Annotated in this window: 16 protein-coding genes; 7 read left to right on the forward strand and 9 right to left on the reverse strand. The window is 64.4% G+C overall.

Features of this window, described 5'->3' with window-relative positions; genetic code table 11:
• Positions 1 to 2: 2 nt before the first annotated feature.
• The 8 genes from LB554_RS14430 to LB554_RS14465 all read right to left on the reverse strand — a co-directional run bounded on the left by LB554_RS14430 (position 3) and on the right by LB554_RS14465 (position 8651).
• The gene (locus tag LB554_RS14430; RefSeq protein WP_015319305.1) at positions 3 to 638 is read right to left on the reverse strand and encodes a helix-turn-helix transcriptional regulator; all 636 of its coding nucleotides are present in this window, start codon (positions 636 to 638) and stop codon (positions 3 to 5) included.
• Between the two features lie 137 nt (positions 639 to 775).
• On the reverse strand, positions 776 to 1081 hold the full coding sequence (locus LB554_RS14435; RefSeq protein WP_015319306.1) for a hypothetical protein: 306 nt from the start codon (positions 1079 to 1081) through the stop codon (positions 776 to 778).
• A gap of 143 nt (positions 1082 to 1224) precedes the next feature.
• Entirely contained in the window at positions 1225 to 1410 is a 186-nt protein-coding gene (locus LB554_RS14440) for a hypothetical protein (protein ID WP_318011802.1), read from the reverse strand.
• Between the two features lie 28 nt (positions 1411 to 1438).
• Entirely contained in the window at positions 1439 to 3658 is a 2220-nt protein-coding gene (locus LB554_RS14445; RefSeq protein ID WP_224585186.1) for a 3-hydroxyacyl-CoA dehydrogenase NAD-binding domain-containing protein, read from the reverse strand.
• Positions 3659 to 3671: 13 nt separating this feature from the next.
• Positions 3672 to 4880 carry an acetyl-CoA C-acetyltransferase gene (locus LB554_RS14450; RefSeq protein WP_015319308.1) on the reverse strand — a complete coding sequence of 403 codons (1209 nt, stop codon included), beginning with the start codon at positions 4878 to 4880 and terminating at the stop codon, positions 3672 to 3674.
• A gap of 34 nt (positions 4881 to 4914) precedes the next feature.
• On the reverse strand, positions 4915 to 6087 hold the full coding sequence (locus LB554_RS14455; protein WP_224585188.1) for an acyl-CoA dehydrogenase family protein: 1173 nt from the start codon (positions 6085 to 6087) through the stop codon (positions 4915 to 4917).
• 46 nt (positions 6088 to 6133) lie between these two features.
• Complete coding sequence (locus LB554_RS14460) at positions 6134 to 7924, reverse strand: acyl-CoA dehydrogenase (RefSeq protein ID WP_224585190.1); 1791 nt, start codon at positions 7922 to 7924, stop codon at positions 6134 to 6136.
• A 265-nt stretch (positions 7925 to 8189) separates the two neighbouring features.
• A complete protein-coding gene (locus LB554_RS14465; protein ID WP_015319311.1) occupies positions 8190 to 8651 on the reverse strand; it encodes a MerR family transcriptional regulator in 462 nt (153 codons plus the stop codon).
• A gap of 452 nt (positions 8652 to 9103) precedes the next feature.
• Here LB554_RS14465 and LB554_RS14470 point away from each other — a divergent pair, with 452 nt between their 5' ends.
• From LB554_RS14470 to LB554_RS14485, 4 genes are all read left to right on the forward strand, one after another.
• Positions 9104 to 13168, forward strand: a complete 4065-nt coding sequence (locus LB554_RS14470) for a peptidoglycan-binding protein (RefSeq protein WP_224585191.1) — start codon at positions 9104 to 9106, stop codon at positions 13166 to 13168.
• A 192-nt stretch (positions 13169 to 13360) separates the two neighbouring features.
• On the forward strand, positions 13361 to 14284 hold the full coding sequence (locus tag LB554_RS14475) for a sulfite exporter TauE/SafE family protein (protein WP_015319313.1): 924 nt from the start codon (positions 13361 to 13363) through the stop codon (positions 14282 to 14284).
• Complete coding sequence (locus LB554_RS14480; protein WP_140614750.1) at positions 14284 to 15072, forward strand: TIGR02186 family protein; 789 nt, start codon at positions 14284 to 14286, stop codon at positions 15070 to 15072. The genes LB554_RS14475 and LB554_RS14480 overlap by 1 nt, the downstream gene beginning before the upstream one ends.
• A 171-nt stretch (positions 15073 to 15243) precedes the next feature.
• Positions 15244 to 16500 (forward strand): Hsp70 family protein, encoded by a 1257-nt coding sequence (locus tag LB554_RS14485; protein WP_224585193.1) that lies wholly within the window; start codon positions 15244 to 15246, stop codon positions 16498 to 16500.
• A gap of 8 nt (positions 16501 to 16508) precedes the next feature.
• Here the strand turns inward: LB554_RS14485 and LB554_RS14490 are convergent, their stop codons facing one another.
• Positions 16509 to 17405, reverse strand: coding sequence for a LysR family transcriptional regulator (locus tag LB554_RS14490; RefSeq protein WP_224585194.1), 897 nt, complete (start codon positions 17403 to 17405; stop codon positions 16509 to 16511).
• 278 nt (positions 17406 to 17683) lie between these two features.
• Between LB554_RS14490 and LB554_RS14495 the strand changes: the two genes are divergently transcribed.
• The 3 genes from LB554_RS14495 to LB554_RS14505 are packed head-to-tail and all read left to right on the forward strand — an operon-like array spanning position 17684 to position 22287.
• Positions 17684 to 20614 (forward strand): molybdopterin oxidoreductase family protein, encoded by a 2931-nt coding sequence (locus LB554_RS14495; protein ID WP_224585196.1) that lies wholly within the window; start codon positions 17684 to 17686, stop codon positions 20612 to 20614.
• Complete coding sequence (locus tag LB554_RS14500; RefSeq protein ID WP_224585197.1) at positions 20611 to 21345, forward strand: 4Fe-4S dicluster domain-containing protein; 735 nt, start codon at positions 20611 to 20613, stop codon at positions 21343 to 21345. Before LB554_RS14495 ends, LB554_RS14500 begins: the two co-directional genes overlap by 4 nt.
• 6 nt (positions 21346 to 21351) lie before the next feature.
• Positions 21352 to 22287 carry a dimethyl sulfoxide reductase anchor subunit family protein gene (locus tag LB554_RS14505; RefSeq protein WP_224585198.1) on the forward strand — a complete coding sequence of 312 codons (936 nt, stop codon included), beginning with the start codon at positions 21352 to 21354 and terminating at the stop codon, positions 22285 to 22287.
• The last annotated feature ends 3 nt before the right edge of the window (positions 22288 to 22290 follow it).

Consider the following 22290-nt stretch of genomic DNA (forward strand, 5'->3'; position numbering starts at 1 on the left):
ACCTATTGGCTTGCCCAGACGATCCGCGCCACCCACTCGACCTCGAGCATGGGGATATCGCGGTCCGGATGCTCCGGATTGAGCGAGACCAGCGCGATCGACTTGACTGTCTGGCGCTCGAGCACCTTGGCCATCACCTCGCCCGAAGTGGTCTTGACGACGACGCGGTCGCCCTTGCGGGTGGCCGCACCCGGCTCGACGATGAGGACGTCGCCATTGCGGTAGAGCGGCAGCATGGAATCGCCCTGCACCTGCAGCGCATAGGAACTTTCGGTCGATTGCGCCGGCAATTCGACGAGATCCCAGCCCTGCCCCGCCGGAAAGCCGGCATCGTCGAAGAAGCCGCCGGCGCCGGCCTGGGCGAAGCCGAGCAACGGCACCGCGCGCCGGCTGGCGGGCGATGCGCCACGGCCTTCGATCAGCCCGGTGAATTCGTCCAGCGAAGCGCCCGTCGCCTCGATGATCTTGGCCAGCGATTCGGTCGAGGGCCAGCGCGGCCGACCGTCCGAGGACAAGCGTTTGGATTTGTTGAAGGCGGTTGAATCAAGTCCCGCGCGCCTTGCCAGACCCGAAGCCGAAAGCGAATAGCGCTCGGCAAGAGCATCGATGGCAGCCCAGACTCGGTCGTGCGAGAGCATGACGTGCTCTCCTTCGAAACAGGAAAAAATGCCTCTTCCTGTCTAACGCGCAACGGCTGCGTTGTCCACCAGCGGGCCGGCGGATCACGAACAAAGCTGTGTGCCGCAACGACGGCACAGTGTCATGGCCGAAGCCGCTATCCGGCCAATGCCGCCATCGCCCTCGGCAGGCCTTTCTGGAGCTCGTCGACGTTCATCACCGGGATGAGCTCGACAGTGGCATTGAAGGCGAAGAAGAACCGCTCGGCGACATAGGGCATGTCCGAACTGTCCTTTACCTCCAGGAAAAGGTAGGCCGTCCGCCAACCACCGTCCGCGGTAAAATAGGCAGCCTCCGGCTTGAGATCGGACAGGGTTTGCTCGATGATCTTGCCCATGCTGCCGTCCTTGATCGCCTTATTGCCTTCCTCGGCCGGGATGGAAACTCTCAGCATCATACGCATGATGATTACTCCTCCGCCAACATCATGTTAGCGATACCTAATATATCATCCGCGCCTGGTTTGGGAAAGTCGATCGAATCCTGCTTGCCAACGGGTTGGTCAGCCGGACGATTTGGCCAGGCCGCGCAGTCCCTGGTGCGATGTCATGAAAATGCGTTCTGCCTCGGTCGGTGGCCGCGGTTCACCGCACGGCCAAGTGCGGCGACAACCGCGTCAATGTCGAGGAAGCGGCGCGCCTTGCGGTCATAGTCGGTCGGCAGGCAGCGAAAGGCCAGCCGGCCTTCACCGCCCATCATGTAGGGGCCACGGCTTCGCGCCGTGGCCGGCATGCGCGCCCAGACATAACATGACGCTCTGTCAGGCTGCCTGCTTCACATCGCCCTTGGCATAGGGGTCGAAGCGTTCGTAGAAGGTCTCACCTTTCTCGGCCATGTCGAGGAGCAGCTTGGGCGCCTTGAACTCGGCGCCATACTTCTTCTGCAGCGCCTTGGCGATCTTGACGAATTGTTTGGCGCCGATGCCATCGATATAGGACAGCGCGCCACCGGTGTAGGGCGCGAAGCCGAAGGCCAGGATCGAGCCGACATCGGCCTCGCGTGGATCGGTGACGATGCCCTCTTCCATCACGCGCGCCGCTTCGAGCGCGATGGTGACCAGCAGGCGCTGCTGCAGCTCCTCATAGTCGACCTTCTCGGCCGCGAGCTGCGGATAAAGGTCCTTGAGGCCGGGCCACAGCTTCTTCTTGGCCGGCTTGGCCGGGTAGTCGTAAAAGCCCTTGCCGTTCTTGCGGCCGAAACGGCCGTGATCGTCGACCATGGTGTTGATCAGCGCCATCTGCCTGGGGTCGACGGCCTTTTCGCCGAGATCCCTGATGGTCTGCTTCATGATCTTCTGGGCAAGGTCGATGGCCGTCTCATCGGTCAGCGCCAGGGGACCGACCGGCATGCCGGCGGCCTTGGCCGCATTCTCGATCATCGGCGCGGGGACGCCTTCGATCAGCATCTTGTAGGCTTCCGACATGTAGCGCAGCACGCAGCGATTGACGTAGAAGCCGCGCGTGTCGTTGACGACGATCGGCGTCTTCTTGATGGCCCGCACGAAGTCGATCGCGGTGGCCAGGGCCTTGTCGCCGGTTTTCTTGCCAAGGATGATCTCGACCAGCATCATCTTGTCGACCGGCGAGAAGAAGTGGATGCCGATGAAATTCTTCGGCCGCGCCGAATTCCTGGCGAGGCCGGTGATCGGAATGGTCGAGGTGTTCGAGGCGAAGATCGCCGACGATTTCAGCACGGCTTCCGCCTGTTCGGTGGCGTTCTTCTTGACGGCGGAATCCTCGAACACGGCTTCAACGACGAGATCGCAGCCGGCGAGGTCGGCATAGTCTGCCGTCGGCGTGATCAGAGACAAGAGCTTGTCCTTATCCTCGGGCTTGACACGGCCCTTCTTGACCTGATCCGAGATCAGGCCGTCGGAATGCGCCTTGCCCTTTGCGGCCGCCTCCATGTCCCGGTCGAGCAGCACCACCGGAATGCCGGCCTTGGCCGTGACATAGGCGATGCCCGCGCCCATGAAACCGGCGCCGAGGATGCCGATCTTCTTGAACTTGGTGTCCGGCACGCCGGCCGGGCGGCGTGCGCCCTTGTTCAATTCCTGCAGCGACACGAACAGCGAGCGGATCATCGCCGCCGCTTCCTTGGTCTGCATGATCTCGGTGAAATAGCGCTGCTCGATCCTGAGCGCCGTGTCGAAGGGCACCAGGAGGCCCTCATAGACGCATTTCAGGATCGCCGCGGCGGCCGGATAATTGCCATGGGTCTCGCGGCGCAGGATGGCGATGGCTGGCGGCCACAGATTGGCACCGGCCGCCGAATAGACCGGGCCGCCGGGCAGCTTGAAACCTTTCTCGTCCCACGGCGCCACCGGCTTGAGGCCGTTCCTGATCATCGCCTTGCCGATCTCGACCAGCTTGGCCGGTTCGGCGATCTCATGGATCAGGCCCATCGCCTTCGCCTTCTGCGGCGACAGGGTCTGGCCGGAGGTCAGCATTTGCAGCGCCTGCTGCTGGTCGGTCAGCCGCGGCACACGCTGGGTGCCGCCGGCACCGGGGAAGATGCCGATCTTCACCTCGGGGAGTGCCATCCTGACCTTGTCGGAATCGGCCGCGACGCGGCCATGGCAAGCGAGCGACATTTCGAAGGCGCCGCCCATGCAGGTGCCGTTGATCGCCGAGACCCATGGCTTGCCGCAAGTTTCCAGCTTGCGGAACAGGCCGGTCATGATGCCGGCATTGTCGAACAGCGCCTTGGTCGCCTTTTCGACATCCTTGACCTTGTCGGTGGCGAAGGTGGTCAGCATCCTCTGCAACAGGGTGATGTCGGCACCGCCGGAGAAGGTGTCCTTGCCGGAGGTGATCACCGCGCCCTTGATGGCGGCGTCGCCGGCCACCTTGTCCACGATATCGTTCAGCTCGCGCATCACCTCTTCGGTGAAGACGTTCATCGAGCGGTCCGGGCTGTTCCAGGTGACCAAGGCGATGCCATCGGCGTCGATGTCGAGGGTGAAATTGGTGTAGCTCATCGTTCTCTCCCCGTCAGACGCGTTCGATGATGGTTGCAGTGCCCATGCCGGCGCCGATACAGAGCGTCACCAGCGCGGTGTTGAGGTCGCGCCGCTCGAGTTCGTCCAACACGGTGCCGAGGATCATCGCGCCGGTGGCGCCGAGCGGGTGACCCATGGCGATGGCGCCGCCATTGACGTTGATCTTGTCGTGCGGAATTTCGAAAGCCTGCATGTAGCGCAGCACCACCGAGGCGAAGGCCTCGTTGAGCTCGAACAGGTCGATGTCCGACAGCTTCATCTTGGCGCGCTTCAACAGTTTCTCGGTGACGTCGACCGGGCCGGTCAGCATCAACACCGGCTCGGAGCCGATGTTGGCGAAGGTGCGGATGCGCGCGCGCGGCTTGAGACCCATCGCCTTGCCGGCCTTCTTCGAGCCGAGCAGCACGGCGGCCGCGCCATCGACGATGCCGGACGAGTTGCCGGCGTGGTGGACGTGGTTGACCTCCTCGACCTCCGGATGCTTCTGCACCGCCACCGCGTCGAAGCCGCCCATTTCGCCAGGCATGACGAAGGACGGGTTGAGCGAGGCGAGCGACTGCATGTCGGTCGACGGCCGCATATGCTCGTCATGATCGAGAATGGTGAGACCATTCTGGTCCTTGATCGGGATGACCGAGTTCTTGAAGCGGCCATCAGCCCAGGATCTTGCGGCGCGCTTCTGGCTCTCGACCGCGTAAGCGTCGACGTCGTCGCGCGAGAAGCCGTATTTGGTGGCGATCAGGTCGGCCGAAATGCCTTGCGGCACGAACCAGCCGGGCAGGCCGACCGAAGGATCCATGAACCAGGCGCCACCGGACATGCCCATGCCGACGCGCGACATGGATTCGACGCCGCCGGCGATGACGATTTCATCGGCGCCTTGCGCGATCTTGGCGGCGCCGAAATTGATGGCGTCCAAGCCGGAGGCGCAGAAGCGCGAGATCTGCATGCCGGGTGCCTTGGTGTCGTAGCCGGCCTCGAAGGCGGCGGCGCGTGGAATGACGGAACCCGCCTCGCCGACCGGGTCGACGCAGCCGAAGATGATGTCGTCGACGTTTGCAGTGTCCAGCCCGTTGCGATCGCGCAGGGCCTCGAGCGTCCTGGCGGCGAGCCGTACCGCCGGCACTTCGTGCAGCGATCCGTCCTTCTTGCCCTTGCCGCGCGGCGTGCGCACGGCGTCATAGACATAAGCTTCGGTCATTTTTCATGCTCCCTGGGGTTCGCTGAAAAGCTGCTCAGAGCGAGCGTCCGATCAGCAATTTCATGATCTCGTTGGTGCCGCCATAGATGCGCTGGACGCGAGCGTCGCGGAACATGCGGGCGATCGGATATTCATTCATGTAGCCATAGCCGCCATGCAATTGAAGGCATTCGTCGACGACTTTGCCCTGGAGGTCGGAGAGCCAGTACTTGGCCATCGAAGCGGTCACCGGATCGAGGCCGCCATTGATGTGGCGGGTGACGCAGTCATTGTAGAAGACGCGGCCGATGGTGGCCTCGGTCTTCAGCTCCGCCAGTTTGAATTGTGTGTTCTGGAAATCGATGATCGCCTTGCCGAAGGCCTTGCGCCCCTTGACGTAGTCGATGGTCAGCGCCAGCGCCCGTTCGATCATGGCGATCGCCCCGGTGCCGATCTGCAGCCGCTCCTGAGGCAATTGCTGCATCAGCTGGACGAAGCCCTGTCCCTCTTCATGGCCGAGCAGATTGGAGGTCGGTACACGCACGTCGTTGAAGAACAGCTCCGACGTGTCGTTGGCCTTCAGCCCGATCTTGTCGAGGTTGCGGCCGCGTTCGAACCCCTCGACCTCGTCGGTCTCGATGACCATCAGCGAGGTGCCCTTGGCGCCCTTCTCCGGATCGGTCTTGGTGACGACGATGATGAAGTTCGCCAGCTGGCCGTTGGTGATGAAGGTTTTGGAGCCGTTGATCTTGTACTGGTTGCCGTCCTTCTCGGCACGGGTCTTGACACCCTGCAGGTCGGAACCGGCGCCGGGCTCGGTCATGGCAATGGCGCCGATCAGTTCGCCGGTGGCGAGCCTGGGCAACCATTTCTTCTTCTGCTCTTCCGAACCGTAATGGAGGATGTAGGGGGCGACGATCGAATTGTGCAGGCCGATGCCGAAACCGTCGACGCCGACATGGCCGATCGCCTCGATGATGGCGCTCTCATGCGCGAAGGTGCCGCCGGAGCCGCCATATTCCTCCGGCATGGACGCGCAGAGCAGGCCGGCGGAACCAGCCTTCAACCAGCTTTCGCGGTCGACCATCTCGTTCTTCTCGAACTCGTCGTAGCGCGGTGCGATCTCCTCCGACATGAAGCGGCTAGCCATGTCGTAGAGCATGCCGACCTCGTCGGCCGCCCAGGCTGGTTTCGGCAAAGAGAGCACTTCGGCGGGATTTGTCGCCACGATTTCCTCCGCGTATCGACAGACAGAAAGGCTAGCGAGACGGAGTTTAGAACGCTTCCGCCGACAGGGCCATCAGCGTATCGGCACCACTCGAAATACGGGCGAGGTGCGCCGAGGTCTCCGGCATGATCCGCTCCATGAAGAAGCGCGCGGTCACGACCTTGTTCTCGTAGAAAGACTGGGAGCCGTTGGCATCAGTCTTGCCCTGTGCCGCCTTGGCCATCTGCGCCCACATGTAGCCCAGCGCGACGAGGCCGAAGAGATGCATGTAGTCGGTCGAGGCCGCACCGGCATTATCGGGCTTGGCCATGCCATTCTGCAGCAGCCACATGGTCGCCGCCTGCAAATCGTTGAGGCCTTTCTTCAACCCCTTGGTGAAGGGCGCCATCTTTTCGTGCGCGCGGTTTTCCTCGCAGAACTCGCCGACCTCCTTGAAGAAGGCCTGGATGGCTCGGCCGCCGTTCAAGCCGAGCTTGCGGCCGACGAGGTCGAGCGCCTGAATGCCGTTGGCGCCTTCATAGATCATGGCGATGCGGGCATCGCGCACGAACTGGCTCATGCCATGCTCTTCGATGTAGCCGTGGCCGCCGAACACCTGCTGCGCCATGACGGCGTGATCAAAACCCTTGTCGGTCAGCACGCCCTTGACCACCGGCGTCATCAGGCCGGTGTAATCGTCGGCCGCCTGGCGATCCTTGTCGTCGGCGGAGCGGTGCGCGATATCGGACTTGATCGCGGTCCACAGCGCCAGTGCACGGCCGGCCTCGTTGAACGCCTTCATGGTCATCAGCGAGCGGCGGATGTCGGGATGAACGATGATCGGGTCGGCCTTCTTGTCCGGCGCCTTCGGGCCCGACAGCGAGCGACCCTGCAACCGGTCCTTGGCATAGGCGGCGGCATTCTGGTAGGCGATCTCCGACAGCGACAGGCCCTGCAGGCCGACGCCGAGGCGGGCCTCGTTCATCATCGTGAACATCGCCTTGAGGCCGCCATTGGCCTCGCCCAGCAGCGTGCCTTCGGCCTCGTCATAATTCATGACGCAGGTCGAGTTGCCGTGGATGCCCATCTTCTCCTCGATCGAGCCGCAGGAGACGGTGTTTCTCGTCCCCGGATTGCCCGAGGCGTCGAGCTTCAGCTTGGGCACGATGAACAGCGAAATGCCCTTGACGCCCTCCGGCGCGCCTTCGATGCGGGCCAGCACCAGATGGACGATGTTGTCCGACATGTCGTGCTCGCCGGCCGAGATGAAGATTTTCTGGCCTGAAATCTTGTAGGTGCCATCGCCGTTCGGCACCGCCTTGGTGCGCAGCAGGCCAAGATCGGTGCCGCAATGCGGCTCCGTCAGGTTCATGGTGCCGGTCCAGCTGCCCTCGACCATCCTGGGCAGCCAGGTCGCCTTCTGCTCGTCGGTGCCGTGGGTGATGATGGCGGCGATCGCGCCCTGGGTCAGGCCCGGATACATCATCAGCGACATGTTGGCCGACACCATGTATTCAGCCACCGCCGTGTGCACGGCATAGGGCAGGCCCTGGCCGCCGAACTCGACGGGCGCCGCCAGGCCCATCCAGCCGCCTTCGCGATACTGGTCGAAGGCTTCCTTGAAGCCCCTGGGCGTGGTCACCGAGCCGTCGTCATGGCGCACGCAGCCCTCCATGTCGCCGACACGGTTGAGCGGATGCATGACGTTCTCGGCGAGCTTGGCCCCTTCGGCGAGAATTGCCTCCAGCACGTCAGGCGTTGCGTCGGCGAATCCGGGAAGGTTCGAATAGCGCTGATAGCCAAGCACCTCGTTGAGCACGAACAGCGTGTCCTGGACCGGGGCCCTGTAGATCGGCATGCTTTTCCTCCACCATGCGGATTGACCCGTAATCAAGCCGTGCGCGGCAAGCGGGCCAATGTCGAAGCCGCAATAGCAAATATTGACGTTTGCGTAAACGTCAATATTTGCCATTGCGGCAAGATTTCCGCCACCACTGGCGCAATCGGCCAAACGTCACGGCAATGTGCAAGCCAGCGCGAAGCAGGCAGGCCAGACAGCGAAAAGCCGCGCGGCATGGCCACGCGGCTTTATGGCGAAGGGTCCGACAGTATCGGAGGGCGGCTTAGCTCGCGACGCTCGCTTGCGGCGCCGAACGCTCGGCCAGCATCTGACGCACCGCCGACATCGAGCCGCCGAGCTCATTGATGGCGTCGTCGATCAGCGCCCGCTGCTTCTGCAGGCGAGCGAGCTGCTTTTCCGACTTGTCCAGCGCCAGCCGCAACTGCTTGGTGTTGGAACCGGTCGGATCGTAGAGGTCCATCATCTGCTTGACGTCGCGCAACGAGAACCCAACCTTGCGGCCGAGCAGGATCAGCTTCAGCCTGGCCTTGTCGCGGCGCGTATAGAGACGGGTCGAACCGTCGCGCTGGGGGTTGAGCAGGCCCTTGTCTTCATAGAAACGGAGCGTGCGCAGCGTCACGCCGTACTTCTTGGCCATCTCGCCGATGCGGGAGAGATCCTCGCCGGCTTCAACGGTTGCATTATTGGTGTTGGCCGCGGTCTCGCCGGCCGAGATAAGCTTCATGGTCACTGGCTTCCCCGTCTGGTGGCGTCGCGGTCCCGGACCATGCGTCGCCTGACTGGAAGCGGGGGCGTGCTTCCGGCCGTGGTTTCGACAAACAAATCGAAAACAGCGCAGTTGATACGCCATTTACGTTTACGTCAATTCTATACCGGTAGCCGTCTCATGACGCAAGGGCGTTCTGAGAACGGTGCTTTATGCCGCACCGGAAGTCACGTCAGCCAACTTCCTTGCAACTTCTTAAGCTTGGTTAACGCGTTGTTTACCACGTTGGGCGAAATGTGCGCGTGTCGGCTACCCGTGGTTATCCTGTATCGAATTTTCACGGTTTTTCGGAGCGCGGGGAAACCCGGGAAGCTTGTCTTCCACCGTGGCATCGAAGCGCGGTCGCCTCGTTCCGGCAGGGACTTGGGGAGCTGGCCGCAAGCCGGCCAATCTGAAAGACGGACGCACCGATGAACAGCAAGCGGTCCTACCTCGATACACTCAATGCTGGCAGGCAGCGCAAGCCGCAGACCACGCTCGAGCAGCTGAACCGCTCCCTGGAGACGCTGGAACAGCGCCTGGGTCAGACGCGCGAGGACGCGACGGCACGACCCGCTCCTCGCCAATATGGCGCCGAACCGCGTTACCCCGCCTCCGACCCGCGCTATCCCGCTGCGCAGCCGACGGCCCAGCAGCGCTGGTACGAGGATCCGCAGCCGGCACCGCGTGCGCACAACCCGGCGCCCTCCCCTGCACCCTTCGACCAGAATTATCAGGCGATCGCGCGTGACATCGACCGCGTGCGCGGCCAGGAAGACAGCGTCGCCATGGTCGGCAAGATCGCCAGCGAACTGCGCGGCATGCGCGAGGAACTGCGCCACCAGGTGACTTCAGGGCTGCAGCGCGAATTCGACGCGCTGCGCAAGGACATCGACCGCGCCTTCCAGTCGAACGCCAAGTCCGGGACATCGGGCAAGGGCAGCGCCGAACTCGGCGTGGAATTCGAGCGGCTCTCCGGCGCCATCAAATCGCTGTCGGAGAAGAGCGACGACAGGAGCGTCAACCTGCTGCGACTGGAACTCGAACAGGTCAAGGCCGCGCTCGACACGCTGGCGCGCGAGGAGAGCGTGCAGAAGGTCGACCGTCGCTGGGACGAGTTCGATCGCCGCTGGACGGCCTTCGAGGACCGCGTCGACGCCGACCAGCGCAAACGCTCCGACGACCCCGCCCTTGCCGCCTTGACCGACCGGCTGGAGCAAATCAGCAACGCCGTCAACAACCTGCCGGAATCGCTGTCCCTGCGTTCGCTGGAGGAGAAGGTCCGCACGCTGGCCGGGGCGGTCGACCATTTCGCCAGCCAGCAGGACAATCGCGGCGGCGGCACGCTGGCCATGATCGACGAGCGGCTGGACGAGATTTCCCGCGCCATCGTCGCCTCGACAGTCGCCGCACAGGCGAATTCAGTCGACCACGAAGCCTTCGAGCGCATCGAGAAGCGGATCGACTCGCTCGCCCAGCAGATCGAGGAAGTGGCGCAGGACCGTCCCGCAAATGTCGTGATCGACCGGCTGAACACGCTGTCGAGCCGGGTCGACGACCTCGCCGGCCGCGCCAACCTGCCCGAGCAGGCGATGGAACGGCTCGCCAAGCAGATCGCGCTGATCGCGGACAAGATCGATCAGGCGCCGGCCATGCCCGACGCCGACTACATCTTCCACGGGCTGGAGCAGCGCTTCGACGTGCTGTCGGGCATGATGGAGCGGCGCCAGGGCGACGCCATCGAGCAGGGCAACATGCTGTTTCGCGATCTCGAGCGCCGGCTGGACGAGGTTGCCGACCGGCTGGACCAGCGCAGCATGCCGCAGGTCGACAGTGCCGGCATCATGGACGCCATCGACGCTCGCTTCACCGCACTGGCCAAGCGCATGGAGACACGCGCTCCCGATCCCGCCGGCGAGGCGGCGATCCGGGGCCTGGAAAGCCGGCTCGAAGATATTTCAAGCCGGCTGGACGCTTCGGCGGCCCAGGTGGCCGGCATCGATCCGGCGCTGATCCGCAGCCTGGAGGCGCAGGTAGCCGGCCTGTCGGCGCATCTTTCCAAGCCCAGCACGCCGCTGCCGGACTTCGAGGACATCAGCCCACGCCTCGACGAAATCGAAAAAGCGCTGGCCGGGACCCGCGATTCCATCCTCGGCGCGGCACGTGAGGCGGCCGAGAACGCGGTGCGCTCGCTGGCCGGAACGAGCACCAATACGGCCGCGGTATCCGGCCTCGCCCAGGATCTGAAGACCCTGGAGACGCTGACGCGGCGTTCCGACGAGCGCAATTCGCGGACCTTCGAGGCCATTCACGACACACTGCTCAAGATCGTCGACAGGCTGGGCTCGCTGGAAACCAGCGACCCGTCCGAGGCGGTAAGCGAGCTCCTGGACGCGGCCTCGATCGAACCCAGTGGCTGGCGTGGCTTGCAGCGGCCCAAGATGGCCGTGAACGCACCATCCATGACCATGGACGAGCTGCCGCTGACTGGCGACATGGCCGATCTGGACGCGCGTGCCGCGGCCATAGTGCGCACCGAGCCCGCCGAGCCCGCACTGCACGTTGGAACGGGCTTGTCCCCCCGGCCGGGCACGCGCTCGCCGGCGGAAGCCGCCGCCGCCGCCGCGATGGCCGCACTCGGTTCCGACACCACCGCCGGAAAGGACCAGCCGGCAGGCCGCAAATCGATGTTCGGCGGACTGGCGCGGGCCTTCAAGGGCAAGAAGGCGGCGGATGTTCCGCCGCTGGCCGGCTCGGCGCCGAGCGCCGACATCCCGAGTGTCGATCTCGACGAGCCGCTCGACCCGAAAGTGGCCAACCGCCCGCTGGAGCCCGGCTCCGGCGCGCCTGACCTCAATGCCATCATGAAGCGCGTGCGCGACGAGCGCGGACAACCGGCAAAGCTCGGCGACAGCGACGCGGCGAAATCGGATTTCATCGCCGCCGCCCGGCGCGCGGCGCAGGCGGCCGCGGCCGAGGCCGACGCCCTGAAGCGCCAGTCGACGATGAAAGGCCCGGTCAAGGCGCTCAGGATAGGCGACCTGCTCAAGGCGCGGCGCAAGCCGATCCTGATGGCGGCGGCAGCGATCATGCTGGCGCTTGCCGGCCTGCAGCTCGGCAAGGCGTTCCTTTCGGATCCCGCCCAGGTGGCAAGCAACGACGCATCCCCGATCGTCGCCCCGCAGCCGGTTCAGACGGCATCTCTCGATACCGCCAGCCAGCCGAAGACCGAAGTTCAGCCGACGACGATGAACAGCGCGCCGGCCCGTCCGGCCAGGCAGGCCGAACAATCCGCGCCCGCCCGCAAGGACGATATGGCGGCGCGGACCGTCGTGGCCATGCCGTCTGATACGGACGCGATGCCGGACACAGCGCCCACGGCCGAGCCCGCTTCGCCGGTCACGTCGGCCATGGCTTCCGGCCCGAGCGCCCCCGACGCGATGGCTTCGGCCGCGCCGGTTGCTCCGATGACCGCTGCCCCAGCCATGACGGATCCGGCACCAGCCGCCGGCGCTACGCAGGCGACGGATGCCGATCTCCAAGCGGCCCCTGCCGCGCCAGTGGCGACCGAGGCGACGACCAACGACACGACTGGCGCCGTTGCGCCCATGGACAAGCCGGCGGCGACAGCCGCGATCAAGTTCGACATTCCGGCCGATGCCGGCCCGGTCGCCTTGCGTGACGCCGCCGCCGGTGGCGACGCCAAGGCGCTGTTCGAGGTCGGCTCGCGCTACGCCGAGTCGCGCGGCGTCAAGGAAGACATGCCGGCTGCCGCCAAATGGTACGAGAAATCGGCGGAACTCGGCTTCGCGCCGGCTGAATACCGCATCGGCAATTTCTACGAGAAGGGCATCGGCGTCGCGCGCGACATCAAGAAGTCGAAGACCTGGTACCAACTCGCCGCCGCGCAGGGCAACGCCAGCGCCATGCACAATCTGGCGGTGCTGTTCGCCATGGCCGCCGACGGCGCAACCGACAATGAATCGGCCGCGCATTGGTTCCAGGCGGCCGCCGACCTCGGCGTCAAGGACAGCCAGTTCAATCTTGGCATCCTCGCCGCCAAGGGCGTCGGCATGAAGCAGAACCTGGAGGAATCCTACAAATGGTTCGCGCTCGTCGCCAAGACCGGCGACAAGGATGCCGCGGCCAAGCGCGACGAGATCGCCAACGCGCTGCGGCCCGAGCAGCTCGAGCGCGCGCGCGCGGCGACCGAATTGTGGAAGGCCAAGCCGCTCAACGCGGCGGCCAATTCGGTGGACATTCCCGAATCCTGGCAGGAAGGCACGCCGCAGACGACGGCCGGCATCGACATGAAGAAGGCGGTCAAGAACATCCAGCTCATCCTCAACAAGAACGGCTATGACGCCGGGGGCGCCGACGGCGTGATGGGCGGGAAGACCAAGAACGCGATCATCGCTTTCCAGACCGACAACAAGCTGCCAGCGACGGGCGCGGTCGACGAGAAGCTGGTCAAGGCATTGCTGGCGCGCAAATAACGGCAGAAGCGTCGTTTCCACGACGCCCTTGCCTTACATTTGCCTGTTAACTGATTGAGTTGTTTTTTGTTTCGGCGCGGTGACGGGGTTTGGTCCCGCTGCCGCGTCGGCGCAAGAGAAAATTGGCTTTTCGATGCGATAGTGCCCGCAGCGGCTTTATTCGCCGACAGGCAAACTGATCGAGACAGACGGGTGGGCATCTATCTCCCGATCGCGGAAATTTCCGTCAACGTCTTCGTGCTGCTGGCCATGGGCGCCGCGGTGGGCTTCCTGTCGGGCATGTTCGGGGTGGGCGGCGGCTTCCTGATCACGCCGCTCTTGATCTTCTACAACATCCCGCCGGCGATCGCGGTCGCCACCGGCGCCAACCAGGTTATTGCTTCTTCCGTCTCCGGCGTGTTGTCGCACATGAAGCGAGGGACGCTCGACTTCAAGCTCGGCAGCGTGCTTCTGGCCGGCGGCGTCGTCGGCTCAACCGGCGGCATCTATGTGTTCGGCTTCCTGCGCAGGCTCGGCCAGCTCGACCTGTTCATCTCGCTGCTCTACGTCGTGCTGCTCGGCACCGTCGGCGGGCTGATGCTGGTCGAGAGCATCAACGCCCTGCGCGCCACGCGCAGCGGCGCGGCACCGGTGCTGAAGAAATCCGGCCAGCACAACTGGATCCACCGCCTGCCGCTGAAGATGCGCTTCCGCGCGTCGAAACTGTTCGTCAGCGTCATTCCGGTGCTCGGGCTTGGCGCCGGCATCGGCTTCCTGTCGTCGATCATGGGTGTCGGCGGCGGCTTCATCATGGTGCCGGCGCTGATCTATCTCTTGAAAGTGCCGACCAATGTCGTCATCGGCACCTCGCTGTTCCAGATCATCTTCACCTCCGCCTATACGACGCTGGTTCACGCCACCACAAACCAGACCGTCGATGTGATGCTGGCATTCCTGTTAATGGCCGGCGGCGTGGCTGGGGCGCAATATGGCGCCAAGGCCGGCCAGCGGCTGCGCGGCGAGCAATTGAGGGCGCTCCTGGCGCTGCTGGTGCTGGCGGTGGCGATCCGGCTTGCCACCGATCTGTTCGTCACGCCGCCCAACCTTTATTCGCTGTCCGGCCTGGGCCTCAACTGATGAATGGCCTGAAAGCGCTCGCAGCCGTCGCTCTCCTGTCCCTGATCGCCGCCGCGCCGGCGAAGGCGCAGACGCCGCTGACGGAAGGCATCCAGATCGGCCTTTCCACCGACGCGGTGTCAATCACCGCCGGTTTTTCCGGCGCCGACCTGACCATCTTCGGTTCGCTGGAAAATCCCGACCCGCTGGTCGCACGCCAGGGCCGTTACGACGTCATCGTCGTGCTCGAAGGGCCGCCGAAACCGGTGGTCGTGCGCCGCAAGGACCGGGTGCTGGGCGTCTGGGTCAATTTGGATTCCGAGACCTTCGAGAACGTGCCGGTGTCCTATTCGGTCGCGACGACGCGGCCGCTGCAGGACATCACCGAACCCAACAGCTACAAGCAGCTGTCGCTCGGCGCCTCCAACCTCTATATGCAGCCCGCCGAAGCCGGAGACAGCCCGGCGACGATCGAGGAATTCACGGCCGCACTGCGCGAACGCAAGGCCGCCGCCGGCCTCTACAGCGAGAATGTCGGCGGCGTGCAATTCCTGTCGCAGAACCTGTTTCGCGCTACCGTCAGGCTGGCGCCTGATGTCTCGGTCGGCACGCACAAGGCGCGCGCATTCCTGTTCAAGAGCGGCCTATTCGTCAAGGAGAGTTCGGCGCAGCTCGAAATCCGCAAATCGGGCTTCGAACAATCGATCTTCCGCGTCGCCCACGACTATTCGTTCCTCTACGGCGTGTTCGCCGTATCGTTGGCCATGGTGACTGGCTGGCTCGGCCGGCTGGTGTTCCGCAAGGATTGATGCCGCGGGAAAAGAGGGGTTCCCCTTTTCGCCGCCATGCGATAAACCGCCGCCTCCCAACCCAGGGGCAAACAAGCACATACCGTTCGCCAGGAGCGGTCCGGCCATCCCGATGACAGCGCGACGCGTCGCCGCTGTTTTGCCGCCACGAAACAATGACAGGAGGCTGCGATGCATCAGGCATTCGGCGGCATCGACTTCGGCACGTCCAATTCCACGGTAGGCGTCATCCGGAACGGCAAGGCGGGGCTGGTCCCGCTGGAGGGCGGGCAGCCCACTTTGCCAAGTGCCGTATTCTTCAATTTCGAGGATGGCCATACCTATTTTGGCCGCCGCGCTATCGGGGACTATACCGACAGCATCGAAGGCCGCCTGATGCGCTCGTTGAAGAGCGTGCTCGGCAGTTCGCTCGCCCACGAGAAGACGCGGATCAAGGCACGCCAGATCGGCTTCATCGACATTATCGGCCTGTTCATCGGTCATCTGAGGACGCGGCTGGAAGAGGACGCCGGCGGCGTGGTGGAGAGCGTGGTGCTCGGCCGCCCGGTGCAGTTCGTCGATGACGACGCGCAAGCCGACGCGGAGGCGCAAGGCGAACTCGAGAAGGCTGCCCGTGCCCAAGGCTTCAAGCATATCGCTTTCCAGTTCGAGCCGATCGCGGCGGCGCTCGATTACGAGCAGAAGGTGACACGCGAGGAACTGGCGCTGATCATCGACATGGGCGGCGGCACGTCCGACTTCTCCATCGTGCGGGTCTCGCCGGAGCGCGCGCGATCGACCGATCGCAAGGACGACATCCTGGCCAGCCGCGGCATCCATATCGGCGGCACTGATTTCGACCGGCTGCTGAGCATCGCCCATGTCATGCCACAGCTCGGCTACCTCTCCGCGACCAAGGACGGCAAGCGCAATCTGCCGGCCAGCTACTTCATCGATCTCGCCACATGGCAGCGCATCAATCTGGTCTACACCGCCAAGGCGATGACGCATCTGCGCCAGATCCGCTACGAGGCCGCGCGCGCCGACCTGGTCGACCGCTTCATCCATGTCGTCGAGCACCGCTACGGGCACGCGCTGGCGGCGCTGGTCGAGAAAGCCAAGATAGAGCTGACCGACATGTCATCGGCGGACGTGGCGGTGAAGCTGCCGGGCGCGGCGTTCGCCGCCGGGATCACGCGCGACGGGCTGGAGGCCACGATCGCTCGGGACATTGAGCGGGTTACCGAAACGGTGGCGCAGACCATCCGCGACGCCGGGGTCAAGCCCTCCGACATCACCGCGGTGTTCCTGACCGGCGGATCGACGGCGATCCCGCTGGCAAGGCGGGAAATCCTGTCGCTGGTGCCGCGGGCTTCCGTCATAGAAGGCGATATGTTCGGATCGGTCGGACTCGGCCTGGCGCTCGATGCGCAGCGGAAGTTCGGCTGAACCTACCCCTACGTAGTCCCGTTCGCCTCCGCGGCCAGATGCGCCTTCAGCGCCATCTGGGCCAGGCTTGCCTGACGGTCGCGATGGGTAATCATGGCGAAGTCGCGCTTCGGCAATTCGATCGGCACGGCTCTCAGGCTCCCCTCGGCGACCGCGCGCCCGACGACCAGCTCCGAAATGATGGTCGCGCCGGCACCCGCCTCGACAGCTTGGCGAACCGCCTCGTTGCTGGGCAACACCAGGAATATCCTGAGGTCGGCAAGCGAAATGCCCTCGCGGCGCGCCAGATCCTCCAGCACCTCACGCGTGCCGGAGCCGCCCTCGCGGATTATCCAGCGCAGGCCGGTGATGTCGGGGCGGCCCGGCGCGGTTTCGGCGATCTCTGGATGGGAGCTGGCAACGACCAGCATCAACCGGTCGGTATCGACCTTGACGCGGCGCAATAAGTCGGACTCGGTGCGCCCTTCGACCAGGCCGAGATCGGCGGTTCCATCCAGCACGCTGGCCTCGACCTGACTTGTGTTGCCGATAGTGACGCTAAGCCTGACCGCCGGGTAGGCCTCGTGGAAAGTGGCCAGCCGGCGCGGCAGCCAGTAGCTGGCGATGGTCAGGCTGGCGGCGATGGAGAGGCTGCCGGCGACCGTATGCGAAACATGTTCCAGGACATCGCGCGCGGCGGCGGCCCGCTCCAGCACGGCCTTGGCCTCCGGCAGGAACCGATGGCCGGTCTGAGCCAGCTCGATGTTGCGGCCGACGCGGTTGAACAGATGGACACCATGCTGCTCTTCCAGAGCGCGAATGGCCGCCGACGCGGCCGACTGGGAAATGCCCAGGAGCTCCGCCGCCTTGGTCATGTGGCCGCGCTCTGCGACGGCGACGAAAATGCGCAACTGATCCAGTGTCATGCCTGTATTAAGAACCAATATCGATCGAATTTACAAGAACAACTGATTAGACGGATCGATAGCTTTATTCTACTTTTTCGTCAGAAGTTAGAAAAAATTAGCCTGCAGGTCGCAAAGAGCAAAATGATTGGGCGGTTCAGATCCCTGCTTGCGCATTGGAGCCGCGGTATAAGGCGACGGCTGGCCGGTGATCGCCACCATCCCGAAGAACATTATATGCGCGGCCCCGGGCCGAAGACGCGGGCCAAATCCGCTGGCCGCGCGAGCACCACGGGATCATGATGCAAGGACCGCCGCGCGGCGCCAATTCAGCCCCCTCGCAACGCCCGCTTGCCGACACGCGGGCGCCCGATGAAGGCGACGGTGTCGACACCTCGCCTGATGTTTCCGACAGCATCGCCAAGACGACCTGCTACATGTGCGCCTGCCGCTGCGGCATCGACGTGCACATCAAGGACGGCAAGGTCCGCTACATCAACGGCAACAAGGATCATCCGGTCAATCGCGGCGTGATCTGCGGCAAGGGCAGCTCCGGCATCATGCAGCACTACAGCCCGGCCAGGCTGAAGAAGCCATTGCTGCGCACCGGGCCGCGCGGCTCGGGTGAGTTCCGCGAGATCGAGTGGGAGGAGGCCTTCTCGATCGCTACCGAGCGGCTCTCGAATATCCGCCGGACCGATCCTAAGAAACTCGCCTTCTTTACCGGGCGCGACCAGTCGCAGTCCTTGACGGGCTGGTGGGCGAGCCAGTTCGGCACGCCGAACTTCGCCGCTCATGGCGGCTTCTGTTCGGTGAACATGGCGGCGGGCGGGCTCTACACGATCGGCGGCTCGTTCTGGGAGTTCGGCGAGCCCGATTGGGACAACACGAAATACTTCATGCTGTTCGGCGTTGCCGAGGACCATGATTCCAATCCGATCAAGATCGGACTGGGCAAGCTCAAGGCGCGCGGCGCCAAGGTGGTATCGATCAATCCGTGCCGGACCGGCTACAATGCGATCGCCGACGACTGGATCGGCATCCGGCCCGGCACCGACGGCCTGTTCGTGTTCGCGCTGATCCACGAACTCTTGAAAGCCGGCCGCGTCGATCTCGATTATCTGCTCCGCTACACCAACGCGCATGTCCTGGTTATCCAGGAGCCGGGCGCGGCCGATGACGGGCTGTTCATGCGCGACAGCGACGGCAATCCGCTGGCATGGGACAGAGTGGCGAAGCGCCCGGTGAACGCCACCGATGCCGACACCAAACCGGCACTGACCGGCAGCGTCACGGTCGACGGGCGCAGGTGCCTTCCCGTGTTCCGGCTGATCGCAGACCGCTACATGGACGTCAGCTATTCGCCCGATGCGGTCGCGGAGCGTTGCGGCATCTCGGCCGGAACGATCCGCCGGATCGCCGCCGAACTGGCCCATGTCGCCTTCGAGCAGGCGATCGAACTGCCGGTGGCATGGACCGATTGGGCCGGGCGCCGGCATCAGACGATAAAGGGACGGCCGGTTTCGATGCATGCCATGCGCGGCATCTCGGCCCATTCCAACGGCTTTCACACCTGTCGCGCCATCCACCTGCTGCAGGTTCTGCTGGGCACGGTGGACGTGCCGGGCGGCTTCCGCTTCAAGCCGCCCTATCCCAGGTCGGCGCCGCCCGGCCCGAAGCCCTGCGGCAAGGATGTCAGGCCGATGACGCCGCTCGACGGCATGCCGCTCGGTTTCGTCTGTGGACCCGACGATCTGCTGGTCGATGAAGCGGGTACGCCGCTGCGCATCGACAAGGCCTATTCCTGGGAATCGCCGCTTGCGGCGCATGGGCTGATGCACACAGTCATCCGCAACGCCTGGGCCGGTGATCCATACCCGATCGACACGCTGATGATGTACATGTCGAACATGGCCTGGAATTCCTCGATGAACACCGTCGAGACCATGGCCATGCTCACCGACCATGATGAAGCGGGCAATTACAAGATCCCCTTCATCATCTATTCCGATGCCTACTATTCCGAGACCGTGCCTTTCGCGGACCTGGTCCTGCCCGACACCACCTATCTCGAGCGTCATGACTGCATCAGCCTGCTCGACCGGCCGATCAGCCATGCCGACGGGCCGGGCGACGCCATTCGCCATCCGGTCGTCGAGCCCGACCGCGACGTCAGGCCCTTCCAGTCGGTGCTGATCGACCTCGGCGCGCGGCTTGGCCTGCCCGGCTTCGTCGATGACGAAGGCTCGCCGAAGTACCGCGACTATGCCGACTACATCGTCAATCATGAACGCACGCCCGGCATCGGCCCGCTCGCAGGCTGGCGCGGCAAGGACGAAAACTCGATCGGCAAGGGCGACGTCAATCCCAACCAGTTGCAACGCTACATCGACAATGGCGGGTTCTGGCACCACGATTTCACCGAGGACCAGCGCTACTACAAGATGGCCAACCGCTCCTATCTCGACTTCGCGGTGCAACTGGGCTTCATCCCAAAGGCCGAGCCGATCGTCTTCCAGCTCTATTCCGAACCGATGCAGCGTTTTCGGCTGGCCGCGCGTGGTCATGGCCGGGTGGTGCCGCCCGAAAGCGAACGCAGGCGCGTCGAGACCTACATGGACCCGCTGCCGTTCTGGTACATGCCGTTCGAGGAAGCGTCCGTCGACCAGGAAGAATACCCGCTGCACGCGCTGACGCAGCGGCCGATGCACATGTACCATTCCTGGGGTTCGCAAAACGCGTGGCTCAGGCAGATCACCAGCCAAAACCGGCTGTTTGTGCATCAGCGAACCGCCGCCGGGCTCGGCCTTGGCGACGACGACTGGGTCTGGATCGAAAGCATCAACGGCAAGGTGAAAGGGCAGATCAAGCTGGTCGACGGCGTGAACGAAAGCACGGTGTGGACCTGGAACGCGATCGGCAAGCGACGCGGCAGCTGGGGGCTGAAGGACGATGCCGCCGAAAGCAATCGCGGCTTCCTGCTCAACCACATCATCGGAGACCAGACCTTGGCCGACGCGCAGGGCAAGCATTATTCGAATTCCGATCCGGTCACGGGACAGGCGGCGTGGTTCGATCTGCGCGTGCGCATCGTCAAATGCGCGGCGGAGGAGGCCGGCTTCACCGAACCGCAATTCGAGCGTTTTCAACAGCCGCCGCATTTCGAACCCTCGCCCGACAAGCTCACTTTCGGCGCCGGGTTTCGGCAGGCAAGAGAGGCAACCGAATGACCTGTCTTCCAAGTCCAGGCGGCAAGAAGCTTGGCCTCGTCATCGACCTCGACACCTGTGTCGGCTGCCAGGCCTGCGTCACCGCTTGCAAGGAATGGAACACCGGCGGCCACATGGCGCCGCTGACCGACATCGACCCCTATGGCGGCCATGTCGACGGGGTCTGGTTCAACCGCGTGCACAGTTACGAGCACATCACCGAGATGGGTGGGCGCACGGTCAACTTCCCGCGTTCCTGCCTGCATTGCGAGACGCCGGCCTGCGTCACCGTCTGCCCGACCGGCGCCTCCTACAAGCGCGCGTCGGACGGCATCGTGCTGATCGACGAGGACAAGTGCATCGGCTGCAAATTGTGCAGCTGGGCCTGCCCTTACGGCGCGCGCGAATTCGATGGCGATGTCGGGGTGATGAAGAAATGCACGCTCTGCGTCGACCGCATCTATAACGACAACCTGGCCGAGGGGGACCGCGTGCCGGCCTGCGTCGCCGCCTGCCCCACCAGCGCCCGGCATTTCGGCGACCTCGGCGATCCCCAATCCCCCGTTTCGCAACTGGTGGCGGACCGCGGCGGTGTCGACCTGATGCCCGAACTCGGCTATCGCCCGACCAACAAATACCTGCCCCCGCGCCCTCACACGCAACGCGCCGCATCGGTGATCGCTCCCGCGCTGGAGCCGCTACGGGCCGAGGGCGGTTTCCTTGGCTGGGTCGACCGCATGCTTTCGAGCTGACCATCCATGAATCCAGCTTTTTCGGTCGTCTTCTTCACCACCGCCACGGGTGCCGGCTATGGGCTGCTCGCGCTGCTGGGCGTGCTCGGCCCGCTCGGCTTCGTCGCGCCCGATTTCTGGCCGGGCTTCGTCGGCATGGGGCTGGCGCTCGGCCTGATCGCCGCCGGCCTGTTGTCATCGACCGGTCATCTCGGCAGGGCCGAACGGGCCTGGCGGGCGTTCTCGCAATGGCGCAGCTCATGGCTGTCGCGCGAAGGCGTTGCCTCGGTCGCCACCTTCATTCCCGCAGGCGTGTTCGGCGTAGGCTGGGTCTTCCTTAGCCGCCTCGATGGCTGGGTGGCGGCCGCCGGCGTCCTGGCCGCCGTTGGCGCCATAGCCACGGTCTGCATGACCGGCATGATCTATGCCTCGCTGAAACCGATCGCCCAGTGGCACAGCCCCTATACCTTGCCCGGCTATCTCATCTACTCGGCGATGAGCGGCTGCGTGCTTGTGAATGCCCTGCTGCAAGGTCTTGCGCTCGGCTCGACTATTCTCCTTGCAGCTTCCGTGCTGCTCACCTTGCTTGGGTGGGGCTGGAAGCTCGCGACCTGGCGCCACAACGACCGGCTTGAAATCCCGACCAGTGCCAACACCGCGACGGGGCTGACCGGTGGCATGGTGCAGTCGCTGGAGTGGCCGCATACGGAAGAAAACTACCTGCTCAAGGAAATGGGCTTTCGCATCGCGCGCAAGCACAGCGCCAAGCTGCGCCGGATCACGCAGGCGCTGGCCTTCGGTTTGCCGATCCTGTTGCTGCTTGCCGCCTTCGCCTTGCCGTGGCCGCTCGCGGCGGCGCTATCGGCGCTGGCCGCGATCGCCCAGTTTGCCGGCATGCTGGTCGAACGCTGGCTGTTCTTCGCCGAAGCGAAGCACACGGTCATGCTCTATTATGGGCGATAGATC

Origin of the sequence: Mesorhizobium sp. CO1-1-11, assembly GCF_020164995.1 — a bacterium.
Taxonomy (GTDB): Bacteria; Pseudomonadota; Alphaproteobacteria; order Rhizobiales; family Rhizobiaceae; genus Mesorhizobium; species Mesorhizobium australicum.